A 12,043-nucleotide genomic window follows, 5' to 3' on the forward strand; every position below is an offset into this window, starting at 1 on the left:
CGGGCCGGAGACCGGCCCGGGGGGCTTCGCCTCAGGGGCGCGGGGAACTGCGCGACCAGCCACAACCAACCCGCAGACGTCATAGCGCCCTCAGGCCCGCTCCGGCTTCCCCTCCCCGTACAGCCACTCCTCCCAGACCCCCTCCAGGTCCGCCCCCGGCGCCCGCTCCTCCACATAGGCCGTGAAGTCGGTGGTATCGGCGTTCCCGTACCGGTACTTCGCCGCCCACCCCCGGAGGATCGCGAAGAACCGGTCGTCCCCGACGGCCTGCCGCACCTTCTGGAGCACCATCGCCCCCCGCCAGTACACCGGCGGGTCGGAGATCCGCGCGGCGCTCGGCGGGTCCGCCGGCGGAAACTCCCAGATCTCCTCCCCGGCCTCCTCCGTGTCGAAGTACTCGCCGGAGTACACCGCGTCGAACGTCTCCCGCGCGCTCTCCCCGCCGTGGTCCTCCTCCCACAGCCACTCCGCGTAGGTCGCGAACCCCTCGTTGAGCCACATGTCCCGCCAGCTCCCGGGCGTGACGGAGTCGCCGTACCACTGGTGGGCGAGCTCATGGACGAGGAGCGTGATGTCGGGCGCACCGGGGAACACCGGCCGGCTCTGGGTCTCCAGGGCGTAGCCGACGGAGGCCGCGCTGTCGACGACCGCGCCGGTGGTGGAGAAGGGGTACGGCCCGAACCGCCGGTCCGCCCACCGCAGCACCTCGGGGATCCGCGCGAGCACCGGCCGGCTCGCCGCCGCCTCGGCCGGGTCGACGGCCGTGTACAGGGGCAGGTCCCCGGCCCGGGAACGGCTGATGTCGAAGCGGCCGATCGCGAGCACGGCGAGGTAGCTCGCCATCGGCTCACCGGTGTGCCACACGAACGTCGTACGCCCCCGCGCGGTCGTCTCGCTCCGCAGCTCCCCGTTGGAGACGGCCCGCAGCCCCTTCGGCACGGTCACGGTGAGGTCGTACGCCGCCTTGTCGGAGGGGTGGTGGTTGCCGGGGAACCACGCCATGGACCCCGTCGGCTCGCCGAGCGCGAGTGCCCCGTCCGTGGTGCGCAGCCAGCCCTCCTGGGAGCCGTCCGGGTCGGTGACGGCTTCGGGCGCTCCGGAGTAGCGGACGGTCACGCGGAACGTCTCGTCCCGGTCGATGTCGCCGTGCGGCCGGACGGTCAGCTCCTGCCCGGCACGGTTCCAGCGGGCGGTCTCGCGGCCGACGGTGACCTTCTCGACCTCCATGCCGAGCAGGTCCAGGTTGAAGGCGGAGAGGTCCTTGGTCGCGCGGGCGGTGAGGGTGGCCGTGCCGGTGAGGTGGTGCGCATCGGGGTCGTAGGCGAGGCGCAGGCCGTAGTGGGTGACGTCGTAGCCGCCGTTGCCGGCCTTCGGGAAGTACGGGTCGCGGACGCCGGAACCGCCCGGGGTGCCGTGCACTCCGCCGCCGCACGCGCTTAAGGCGAGAGCCGAGGCGAGCAGGGTGGCTGCGGGCAGCGTGGGGACAAGGCGTACAGATCGGGCCACGATCGCGATCCTACGGGCGCGTGACACCATCACCTCCGTGCTCGACATCGGCTACGCCCTCTCCAACCGCTTCCCCGACCCGCCGCAGACCGACTACCGCCGCGCGGACGTCCGGGCGCTGCGGCACGACCTGTTCTGCGGGGACGTCTACCTGGCGGACACCAAGACGGATCACGAGGTGTCCACAGCCTGGGGATGGGTGCCGGTACTCGACTTCGCGTGGGCGCTGTGCGACATCGTGGAGCGGATCGACCGGGACCCGGCCGGCTCGAGGGCGTCCCGGCCGCAGCGGGCCGAGCTGGACTTCACCGAGTCGACGGACCGGATGCTCTTCGAGCGCCGCTTCGGCTGGGTGGACATCGAGGCCGACTGGATGCGTGCGGAGGAGCCCGCGCTCACCGTCTCCCACTCCGCACTGCGCCGCGAGGCACGGGACTTCCTGCACGACCTGATCGCCGACCTCACCGACCTGCACGACGACCTCGGGGACAACCCGGCCCTCTGGACCCTCCAGGCCCGCTTTCCCCGCCTCCCGTAGACGCGGCCCCGGTCAGCCCTCCACCCGGATCCCCCACTGCGCCGCCAGCACCGGGGCCAGATCCAGCAGTTGGGCCGGGCTGATCACCGCCCCCGACAGCCGGTCCAGTCCGCGGCTGATCTCCAGGGACGCGGCGCCGCGCAGGTCGACGTCCGTGAGGGTCGCCGCGTGCAGGTCGGCGCCCTTCAGGGCGCAGTCGACGAACTCCACCCGCTCCAGGCGGGCACCGCCGAAGTCCGGCTCGACCAGGACGCAGCCCTCGAAGACGACGTCTCTGAGCCGGGCCGTGCGCAGGTTCAGATAGTCGATCTTGCCGCCGCGGATCAGCACCCGCTCCAGCACCGCCCCGTGCAGCTGCGGTCCGCCGAGCCGGGCATCGGTCAGCTCCACGTCGCGCAGGGTCGCCTCGGCGAGGTCGGTGCCGACGCCCCGGACGCCGGTGAGGGCCGAGTCCAGGACACGGGCGTGCCGCAGCCGGGTCTCGTCCAGCGCGCAGCCCGTCAGGGCGCAGTCCATGAAGCGGGCGCCCCCTCCGTCCTGCCCGGAGAGGTCGGCCTCCCGGAACTCCAGCCCGTCGTAATCCCCGTCCGGCTCCAGCTCGCCGCCCTCGTACGGCTCCAGCACCGGCAGCCGCACCTCCGGTCGCCGCGCGCCCTTCACACCCGTACCGCCCGCCGCTCTCCTCGCCATGCCCCCATGCTGCACCCCGCCACTGACAACGGCCCTGACCTGCGCGGAGGTCAGTGATGTCACATTCCGGCGCCCTCGATCGGTCGTACTCCCAGAAGGCGGCCCCGACCCGAGGGAGATCCACAGTCATGCACCGCATCACCGTCATCGGCGGCGGCTTCGCCGGTCTGACCGCGGCCATCACCGCTGCGGAGGCGGGCGCCAAGGTCACCGTCCACGAGGCCCATCACACCCTCGGCGGCCGGGCGCGCACCGCCGAGGGCCCGTACCGCACCAACGAGGGCCCGCACGCCCTCTACAACGGCGGCCCGCACTGGGCCTGGCTCAAGCAGCGCGACCTCATCGGGCCCCTCGCCCCGCTCCCGCCCCTGGAGGCGGCCCGGCTCCGCCTGCGGCACCAGGGCGTGCTGCGCCGCACCCCGCCCTTCCCGATGCTGAAGCTGCTGCGCCGCACGGGCCGGCGGGCACCCGTCGACGCCGACTTCCTGACCTGGGCGACCGGCATCGCGGGCGAGGAGGGGGCCCGGGCCGCCGCCCACTACTCCGCGGTCGCCCTGTTCCACCACGACCCCGGGTCGCTGTCGGCCGCGTTCGTGCAGGAACGGCTGCGCCGCGCGACCAAGCTGCCGCCCGAGGCGCACTACCCGCGCGGCGGCTGGGCGAGCCTCATCGACCGGATGGCCGCCCGCGCCTGGAACCTGGGCGTCCGGATGGAGACCCTGTCCCGCGTCGACACGCTCCCCACCGACACACCCGTCGTCGTCGCCACCTCCCTCGACGCCGCCCGCCGCCTGCTCGCCGACGACTCCCTGACCTGGCCCAGCGGCCGCACCGCCCTCGTCGACCTGGCCGTACGCACCCGGCGCGGGGACGCCTTCGCGGTCTCCGACCTGGACGCGCCCGGCTGGCTCGAACGGTTCACCGCCCAGGACCGCAGCCTCGCCCCGGCCGGCGAGCAGCTGATCCAGGGTCAGATCCCCATCGCCCCGCACGAATCGAAGGCCGACGGCACCGCCCGTGCCGAGCAGCTGCTCGACCTGGGCTTCCCGGGCTGGCGCGAGCGGGTCACCTGGCGGCGCTCGTCGGTGGCGGGCGGCCGTACGGGCGCGGTCGATCCGCCCGGCACCAGCTGGCGCGACCGGCCGGCCGTGGACCGGGGCGACGGGGTCTATCTCGCCGGTGACCAGGTCGCTGCCCCCGGCGTGCTGTCGGAGGTGTCCTTCAACAGCGCCCTCACGGCGGTCTCCCTGGCCCTCGGCCGGCGCGAGCTTGACCTCAAGCATGCTTGAGGTTGCAGGCTGATCGCACCGGACGCCCCCACCAGAGGAGTCGCCATGCACGCCATCCGCCTGCACGCCTTCGGCCCGCCCGAGAACCTCACCTACGAGCGGGTCGAGGACCCCCGGCCGGGCCCCGGCCAGGTCCGCATCGCCGTACGCGCGGCGGGCGTCCACCTCCTGGACGCCGCCCTGCGCGAGGGCATGCGGGGCGGCCCGGCGAACGAGCGGGCGCCGCTGCCCACCGTCCCGGGCCGCGAGGTCGCCGGTGTCGTCGAGTCCCTGGGCGAGGGCGTCGCCGGGCTGTGGCTCGGCAAGCAGGTGGTCGCCCACCTCGGCTTCGTCCCCGGCGGCTACGCCGAACTGGCCGTCACCGAGGTCGAGCGCCTGCACGAGATCCCAGGGAACCTGGACTTCGCCGAGGCCGTCGCCATGATCGGCACGGGCCGTACGGCGATGGGGATCCTGCAGTTCGCCGACCTCGGCCCCGACTCGGTGGCCATCGTCCCGGCCGCCGCCGGAGGCATCGGCACCCTCCTCGTGCAGTACGCCGGGAACGCCGGCGCGACGGTCGTCGGACTCGCGGGCGGGCCGGAGAAGACCGCGCGCGTGCAGGCGGGCGGCGCCGATCTCGCCGTCGACTACAAGGACCCCGGCTGGCCCGCGAAGGTCCGTGCGCACCTCGGCGGCCGGACCGCGACCGTCGTCTTCGACGGCGTCGGCGGCGACATCGCCCGCGAGGCCGTCGCACTCCTCGGCCCGGGCGGCAAGCACATCGTCTTCGGCTGGTCCGGCGAGGGCATCCAGGACGGCGGCCCCTACCTCGTCGACGGCGTTTCCGAGGAGGTCCTCGGCCCGGTGATGCTGCGGAAGGCCGGGGGGTCCGACCCTCTGCGCACCCTCGAACTGCGCGCCCTCACCGAGGCCGCCGCCGGCCGGCTCACCCCCGCCGTACAGCGCTTCCCGCTCGCCGAGGCCGCGGCCGCGCACCGCGCGCTGGAGACCCGTGGCACGACCGGAAAGGTGGTTCTGGAGCCATGACCCCACGCCGCCCGGGCGGCAACGAATCCGCGGATGCAGGCCGCTCCGATCCATGGTCTTCTGACGAGATGAGTGCCACCCGGACCGGCGGTCAGGGCCCTCCCGTGGACACCGACCCGCGCCGCTGGTGGGGCCTGGTCGTCATCGCCCTGGCCCAGCTGATGGTCGTACTCGACGCGACCATCGTGAACATCGCCCTCCCCTCCGCACAGCGCGACCTCGGCATCTCCGACGGCAACCGGCAGTGGGTCATCACCGCCTACACCCTCGCCTTCGGCGGACTGCTCCTGCTGGGCGGCCGGATCGCCGACCTGGTGGGCCGCAAACGGACCTTCGTCACAGGGCTGGTCGGCTTCGCCGCCGCCTCGGCGCTCGGCGGCGCCGCCACCGGAGCGGGCATGCTCTTCGGCGCCCGCGCGCTGCAGGGCGTCTTCGCCGCCCTCCTGGCCCCCTCCGCGCTGTCCCTGCTGACGACGACGTTCACCGACCCCAAGGAGCGCGGCAAGGCCTTCGGCATCTACGGCGCCCTGGCCGGCAGCGGCGCCGCGATCGGCTTCATCGTCGGCGGGCTGCTCACCGAGTACCTGGGCTGGCGCTGGTGCCTCTACGTCAACGTGCCCATCGCGATCGCCGCCGTGTTCGGCGCCCTCGCCCTGCTGCACGACCGCCCCGGCCACGCCGGCGCCCGCCTCGACGTCCCCGGCGTCCTGCTCGGCTGCGGCGGCCTCGTCGCGATCGTCTACGGCTTCAGCGAGGCCGAGTCCCTCGGCTGGACCGACCCGACGGTGCTGTCGCTCTTCGCCGCCGGCGTCGTCCTGCTCACGGTGTTCGTGTGGTGGCAGTCCCGGGCGCCCATGCCGCTGCTGCCGCTGCACATCATCCGCGACCGCGACCGCGCCGGCTGCTTCCTGACCATGGCCCTGGCCGTGGTCGGCATGTTCGGCCTGTTCCTGTTCATGACGTACTACCTCCAGGCCGTCCTCGTGTACTCCCCCGTCAAGACGGGCCTGGCCTTCCTGCCCCTCACGGCCGCGATCATCATCGGCTCGACCCAGATCTCCGCCCGGCTGCTCCCGCGCGTGCCGCCGCGGATGCTGATGGTGCCCGGCATGGTCCTGGCGGCGGGCGGCATGGTGATCCTGACCCAGATGACGACGCACTCGTCCTACGCCACCGAGATCCTGCCCGCGCTCCTGCTGCTCGGCCTCGGCATGGGCCTGACGTTCATGCCGGTCTTCGCCACCGCCACCGCGGGCGTCGCCCCGCAGGACTCCGGCGTGACCTCCGCGACGGTCAACACCTCGCAGCAGGTCGGCGGCTCCATCGGCACGGCCCTCCTCAACACCATCGCGACGACCAGCACCGCCACGTACGTCACCGCCCACCTCACCGACCCGTCGGACCGCACCCGGGTCGTCCGGGAGGGCGTCGTCCACGGCTACACCGTCGCCATCTGGTGGGCCGCCGGCATCATGCTGCTGGCCGGCCTGATCGCGGGCCTGATGGTGACGAAGAAGGCCCCGAAACACGGCACACCGGCGGACGCGCCGGTGCCGGAACCGGTGGCCTGAGGGACGGGTGGCGGCCGGACGAGTAGCGGCCGAAATCCACATGCTCCAAATCCACATGCTCCAAATCCACATGCCGCACCCGGCGCGCCCCACTACCGTGCCGGGAGTGATCGACATTCCCCGGGAACTGGCGGCATCACAGGAGAAGTTCAACGGCGAGGCGGGCCGCGCCTTCATCGCCGGACTGCCCGAGCAGACGGCCCGCTTCCTCGACCACTGGGACCTGAGACCCGACGGACCACCCATGCACGGCGTCTGCGCCCTGGTCCTCCCGGTGTTGTGCCGCGACGGCACCCCCGCGGTCCTCAAGCTCCAGATCCTCGACGAGGAGAGCGAGGGCGAACCGGTCGCGCTGCGCGCCTGGAACGGCGACGGAGCCGTCCGCCTCCTCGACCACGACGAGCCCACCGGCACCATGCTGCTGGAGCGCCTCGACGAGACCCGCACGCTGTCCCGGGTCCCCGACACCCACCAGGCCGTCGTCACCCTCGCGGAACTCCTCGCCCACCTCACGTCCTTCCCGGCCCCGCCCGGCCTGCGCCGCCTCGGCGACATCGCCCGGGCCATGCTCGACCGGACCCCGTGGGCCCTGGGCCGCATCCACGACCCCGAGGCCCGCCGCCTGGTCGCCGACTGCGCGGCCGCCGTACGCGAGGTCGTGGACGAGCCGGGGGACCGCCTCCTCCACTGGGACCTCCACGACGAGAACGTCCTCGCCTCCGACCGAGCCCCCTGGCTCGCGATCGACCCCAAGCCCCTCGCCGGCGACCCCGGCTTCGAACTGTGGCCCGCGATCGACAACCGCTACGCCGCCGACGACATCCTCTGGCGCTTCGACGCCATGACCGACATCCTCACCCTGGACCGCCCCCGAGCCCGCGCCTGGACCCTCGGCCGCCTCCTCCAGAACGCCCTGTGGGACATCGAGGACGCCCGCCCCCTCGACGCCGCCCAGCTGGAAATCGCCCGCCGCCTCCGATCCCACGGGTGCTGACCGGTGCCGCCGTTCCTTCCCGGCCTGGAGCTCAACGGTCACCGGGCCGGGACGTTCCACTGGCCGGTGTCGCCGGCGAAGCCGCTGCTCATCGCGAACTGGACCTTCGCGATCCGGGAGTCGGCCAGGACCTCGAAGGTGATGACCCCCAGGACGCTGTCGCCTGGTGCGGCGGCGAGGGCTTCGCCGTCCTCCAGGCCGGTGAGGTCACGCCACAACTGAGCCCCGAGACAGCCGCGCGGACCGCGCCCGGCGCCGCCGTCACATCCGCTGACGACAAAACCCCAGGTCAGAGCACACCTGACCTGGGGTTCCAGCGGAGCCCCCTGTCGGATTCGAACCGACGACCTACGCATTACAAGTTGTCCGATCTTGGTCCGGGGGTGTCCACGATCGTCCACGGCGAGCATGACACGCCTGCTCAAAGGCAGGAGTGGACGCCGGCAGACACCCACGGTGAGCCCCGGAAAACCAGTCGACTGAAACCAAGACTGAGACCACTCATTCCGGCTGTGTCACCCAAGCGCAAGCAGCGTCGCCCCGGCGCTCGCCAGCGCGGCGCACAGACCCACCACCGCCGCAAACGCGGCAGATGCCCTCGTAAGTGCGGTTACGTAGGAGGCGCCCTCAGCCCTTGCCAGTACGGCGGTGACTGCGGCGATCAAGGTAGCGACTACGGCCACCAACGTGAATACGGCGAAGACGACGAGCATCCTGACGGTCATCGGCTACATGTCCCCTAGCTGCTTGAGTGGAGCGGACGGCTTCCGACATGACGGTCGGCGTTTGGCTGTGCGTCAGGGTTCAGCCGTACGAAGATGAACACTCCTGAACACTCCGAGGGGGCAGGCTTGGTGGGTAACCAGACTGATCTTTCAGCGAAGGAGCAGATTCGGCAGCAGCTCAACGACGCGAAGGCCCGCGGTCGCTGGACTGTCACGCGCCTCGCTCAGCGAGCTGAGCTGAGTCGAACGACTGTCAGCAACGCACTGAACGGCGGTCCCATCAGCGCTGAGACGCTGGCCTGCCTTGCCGGGCCGTTGCGTCTAGACGCCCAGCAGTTGCTTGAGCTGCTCAGGCAAGCGAACGCGGTCCCACCCGGTCAGCAAGGATCCCAACCACAAAGTCGCCTTCAGGGGGAAGCTGAGCCCAGCGACGAGGATAGGTGCGTACTTGGTCGCCCGATCAGCAAACTCGATCCGTGGGACCTGGAAGTGCACCGCGCTATTGATGTTGCAGGTGCGGAACATGCGTGGCCAGAGCTACCTGAGTATGCGAGACGTGAGCACGACGCTCGTCTGACGCAAGTTGTTGAAAGGGCCGCAGAAGGACAGAGTGATCTGCTGATGCTCGTGGGGCCTTCCTCCACCGGTAAGACACGCGCCTGCTGGGAGGCGATTCAAGCCCTACCTGACACCTGGCATGTCTGGCACCCAATCGATCCTGATCGTCCAGAAGCGGCATTGCGGGACCTGGCGAATGTCGGCCCTCGTACGGTCGTCTGGCTGAACGAGTCGCAGCATTACCTCCTTTCCTCTCATGGCGAGGCGATCGCAGCCAAGCTCCGGTCACTACTTAGTGACACTTCGCGCGCTCCAGTTCTAGTGCTGGGCACAATCTGGCCCGAGTACCATGAGAGGCTCACGAGAGAGCCTGCCACTAGGGATCAAGGCGACAGTCATTCACAAGCCCGCCATCTGCTGGCTGGCAGAGATTTGGTTGTTCCTAATCAATTCGATCGGTTGACTATTTCACGCCTCCGGCGGGGGTCCGACCCACGCTTGGTCGCAGCAGCAACTCACGCCGAGGACGGGATGATTACCCAGTACCTCGCTGGAGCGCCGGAGCTCCTTGCTAGATACCGCAGAGCGACGCCTGGCGCCAGAGCCATACTAGAAGCAGCAATGGATGCGCGCCGACTGGGACATCCACTTTCACTTCCATACTCCTTCCTCGCTGAAGCAGCCGAGGGGTATCTATCCGACACTGAATGGGACCTTCTTCCTGATAATTGGCTTGAACGGGCATTCGCCTTCCTTACGGAAATGGTCAAGGGAGCCAGGGGAGCCCTGACTCCGATTCGTAGGCCTCGCGGCGCGGGATCGTCAGTGAAGCCGGGGCCGAGTTACCGATTGGCCGACTATCTCGAACAACTAGGCCGAAGCACTCGACATGATGCAGTACCTGGAGAGTTCTGGCTGGCAGCAGTGCGCCATTGCGAGAGCGAAAGGGCAGAGCCTCTGGCCGTAGCAGCTGCCAAGCACGGACTCATGCAGATATCCTTCCTGTTGTCAATTAAAGCAGACACAGGTCCGGCGTTAGTTCATATCGCGAATGAGCTTGCATACGCAGGGAGACTCGATGAGGCGCTCCCGTGTTACTTGCGAGCAATTGAAAAGGGGGATACCTATCTGATTCCATTTGTCGCAGGAAGACTCAGGTCTGCCGGACGCCGCAAAGAAGCGAGGGATCTGCTCAAGCGGGCGACCATACCTCAGTTCATGGAGTCACTCACAGGCGTGGCCGATAAACTCGTGCTTCGGGGACGCTTGAACAGAGCTCTCACGCTGTACCAGCAGGCCGCAGACACTGGCAACTCGTTTGCCCTTCGGCTAGCAGCGAATAGGCTGGTGAGCCTCGGCCACCTCGATGAAGCTCTGGACTGGTACGACAGGTGTGGTGACCCTACCGCCCTTCACATCGCCGCATATCGCCTAGGCCAGCAAGGCCGCTGGCCGGAGGCACTCACCTGGTACCAGAGGGCAGCCGAAGCAGGCAGTAAGAAGTCCCTACGGTCCGCTGCTAACCAGCTAGCGGAGGCGGGCCGTTTAGACGAGGCCCTCAACTGGTTCGAGCGAGCAGCTGCCACTAATAAGGTGGCGGCCCTACGAGATGGCGCTGACGCGCTCGCCGAGACTGATCGCATCGATGAGGCCCTGCAATGGTACCGGCGGGCCCACCAAGCTGGAGATCCCTCGGCTCTTCGGGTTGCGGCAAATTATCTAGCGGGCAGGGGAAGGCTAGAAGAGGCACAAGATTGGTACGAAGAAGCTGTCGCGACAGGTGACGAGTCTGCCCCACTCGAAGCAGCACACCGACTGGGCGTCAGAAGCGAAATTTGGGGGGCTCCAGAGCAGCTAAGCAAGACCCCAAAGGCCCGTTTTTGGCTTTCCCTCATTGCTGCACGCAAACTTTCCTCCCAAGACCACATCGAAGAATCGCTCGACTTCTACGAACAGGCAGCGGAACTAGGCCACTTACACGCCCTGACCGAGGCAGCTCAAATGCTCGCTAAGAGTGGGAGGGTCGACGAGGCGCTGGGTTGGTACGAACGCGCTGCCAGGGCCGGGAGCCTTATGGCGCTTCGAAGTGCCGGTCACGTGCTTGCGGAAGCTAACCGTCTACCAGAAGGCCTCGACTGGTTTGAACGCGCTTCTCGTTCCGGCGATACGGGCGCTGCGCAAGCGGCTGCTAATGAATTGGCCTCTGCCGGCGAGATGGACGAGGCGCTCTATTGGTATGAACGTGCCGCTTCCGCTGGAGACGATGAGTCGCTCTGCACCGCAGGACTACGCCTTGCTCGTGCAGGCCGCCTCAACGAGGCCGAGGAATGGATTGAGCGCGCACTCAATAAGAGCCATGTCCATGTGCTTGCATCAGTCTCTGAAGAATTCCTACATAGGGGTCGAATCGATCAGGCGTTGCGCTGGTTCAGACGCTCAGCCATGGCTGGGAACTGGGCGTCTACGCGGATCGCGGTTGAGGCGTTACGCACTAACGGGCTTGGAGTTGAAGCAGAGCGACTAGCCACGTACGGCTGGGATTTGCGAGGAGGCATCTCCGACGCCTGGGTTGCGGGTCCTCAACTCGGTAAGAAGTATGGCATTCACACCTCGCATCTTGAGGAGCTGCCAGAACATGCGAAACTTGTCGCTGACGACGACTAGGTCAGGAGGGAGACTTCGTGTCGCAGCAGGCCAGCCCTCGGGGGACCTTCCGGAAGATCGCAGACGCGGTGAGGGCCCGTATCGAGGCGGACCCGGACATGACAGAGCTTCCGTCTGCTGCTGAACTCATGCGTGACTACAGGATTTCGCGCGGAGTAGCTCTCCGTGCGTTCGCCGTCCTCCAACAAGACGGCATCGCCCAGCCGACGCCAGGCGGACGGTGGTGTGTCGTGCGCGCTGGCGAGCGAACTGAACGACGCCCGCTAGAGGACCGTATTGCGGACATAGTCACGGATGAAGGCCTAGAAGTAGGGGCAGCTTTCCCCAGTGCGAGTGTTCTAGCTACGCGTTTCGGGGTGTCTCGACCGACCGTGACCAAGGCTCTCGACAGGTTGGAGGCCCTCGGTGTGCTCGCGAACGGAGGGCAGGGCAAGGTGCGGACTGTCCGCGCTGCACCTACGCGAAAGGAGCGTTCGTAG

The 12,043-nt window shown here is 69.0% G+C and carries 10 protein-coding genes; 7 read left to right on the top strand and 3 right to left on the bottom strand.

Going from position 1 to position 12,043, the window contains the following annotated elements:
- Positions 1-90: 90 nt before the first annotated feature.
- Positions 91-1,506: a M1 family metallopeptidase gene (locus G3I77_RS35140; RefSeq protein ID WP_248510420.1), complete on the bottom strand. Its 1,416-nt coding sequence runs from the start codon at positions 1,504-1,506 to the stop codon at positions 91-93.
- 37 nt (positions 1,507-1,543) lie between these two features.
- Here G3I77_RS35140 and G3I77_RS35145 point away from each other — a divergent pair, with 37 nt between their 5' ends.
- Entirely contained in the window at positions 1,544-2,044 is a 501-nt protein-coding gene (locus G3I77_RS35145) for a hypothetical protein (protein ID WP_248510422.1), read from the top strand.
- A 12-nt stretch (positions 2,045-2,056) separates the two neighbouring features.
- Here the strand turns inward: G3I77_RS35145 and G3I77_RS35150 are convergent, their stop codons facing one another.
- Positions 2,057-2,734 carry a pentapeptide repeat-containing protein gene (locus tag G3I77_RS35150; RefSeq protein ID WP_248510424.1) on the bottom strand — a complete coding sequence of 226 codons (678 nt, stop codon included), beginning with the start codon at positions 2,732-2,734 and terminating at the stop codon, positions 2,057-2,059.
- Between the two features lie 128 nt (positions 2,735-2,862).
- Between G3I77_RS35150 and G3I77_RS35155 the strand changes: the two genes are divergently transcribed.
- The 4 genes from G3I77_RS35155 (at position 2,863) to G3I77_RS35170 (ending at position 7,617) form a co-directional block, all read left to right on the top strand.
- Positions 2,863-4,023 carry an FAD-dependent oxidoreductase gene (locus G3I77_RS35155; RefSeq protein ID WP_248510425.1) on the top strand — a complete coding sequence of 387 codons (1,161 nt, stop codon included), beginning with the start codon at positions 2,863-2,865 and terminating at the stop codon, positions 4,021-4,023.
- Between the two features lie 45 nt (positions 4,024-4,068).
- Positions 4,069-5,052, top strand: coding sequence for a zinc-binding dehydrogenase (locus tag G3I77_RS35160; protein ID WP_248510426.1), 984 nt, complete (start codon positions 4,069-4,071; stop codon positions 5,050-5,052).
- Between the two features lie 68 nt (positions 5,053-5,120).
- Positions 5,121-6,623, top strand: a complete 1,503-nt coding sequence (locus G3I77_RS35165; protein ID WP_248510427.1) for an MFS transporter — start codon at positions 5,121-5,123, stop codon at positions 6,621-6,623.
- 70 nt (positions 6,624-6,693) lie between these two features.
- Positions 6,694-7,617: an aminoglycoside phosphotransferase family protein gene (locus G3I77_RS35170; RefSeq protein WP_282574334.1), complete on the top strand. Its 924-nt coding sequence runs from the start codon at positions 6,694-6,696 to the stop codon at positions 7,615-7,617.
- Positions 7,618-7,655: 38 nt separating this feature from the next.
- Here the strand turns inward: G3I77_RS35170 and G3I77_RS35175 are convergent, their stop codons facing one another.
- Complete coding sequence (locus G3I77_RS35175; protein WP_248510431.1) at positions 7,656-7,835, bottom strand: hypothetical protein; 180 nt, start codon at positions 7,833-7,835, stop codon at positions 7,656-7,658.
- A gap of 2,052 nt (positions 7,836-9,887) precedes the next feature.
- Between G3I77_RS35175 and G3I77_RS35180 the strand changes: the two genes are divergently transcribed.
- Both G3I77_RS35180 and G3I77_RS35185 read left to right on the top strand, forming a co-directional pair.
- Positions 9,888-11,564 carry a tetratricopeptide repeat protein gene (locus G3I77_RS35180; RefSeq protein ID WP_248510433.1) on the top strand — a complete coding sequence of 559 codons (1,677 nt, stop codon included), beginning with the start codon at positions 9,888-9,890 and terminating at the stop codon, positions 11,562-11,564.
- A gap of 128 nt (positions 11,565-11,692) precedes the next feature.
- Positions 11,693-12,043: a GntR family transcriptional regulator gene (locus G3I77_RS35185; RefSeq protein WP_248510504.1), complete on the top strand. Its 351-nt coding sequence runs from the start codon at positions 11,693-11,695 to the stop codon at positions 12,041-12,043.

Source organism: Streptomyces sp. D2-8, from assembly GCF_023184515.1.
Taxonomy (GTDB): Bacteria; Actinomycetota; Actinomycetes; order Streptomycetales; family Streptomycetaceae; genus Streptomyces.

Coding starts and splice junctions, on each gene's coding strand:
- G3I77_RS35150 (WP_248510424.1), bottom strand. CDS start 2,734: ATGGCGAGGAGAGCGGCGGGCGGTACGGGTGTGAAGGGCGCGCGGCGA.
- G3I77_RS35155 (WP_248510425.1), top strand. CDS start 2,863: ATGCACCGCATCACCGTCATCGGCGGCGGCTTCGCCGGTCTGACCGCG.
- G3I77_RS35160 (WP_248510426.1), top strand. CDS start 4,069: ATGCACGCCATCCGCCTGCACGCCTTCGGCCCGCCCGAGAACCTCACC.
- G3I77_RS35165 (WP_248510427.1), top strand. CDS start 5,121: ATGAGTGCCACCCGGACCGGCGGTCAGGGCCCTCCCGTGGACACCGAC.
- G3I77_RS35170 (WP_282574334.1), top strand. CDS start 6,694: ATGCCGCACCCGGCGCGCCCCACTACCGTGCCGGGAGTGATCGACATT.
- G3I77_RS35180 (WP_248510433.1), top strand. CDS start 9,888: ATGCAGATATCCTTCCTGTTGTCAATTAAAGCAGACACAGGTCCGGCG.
- G3I77_RS35185 (WP_248510504.1), top strand. CDS start 11,693: ATGCGTGACTACAGGATTTCGCGCGGAGTAGCTCTCCGTGCGTTCGCC.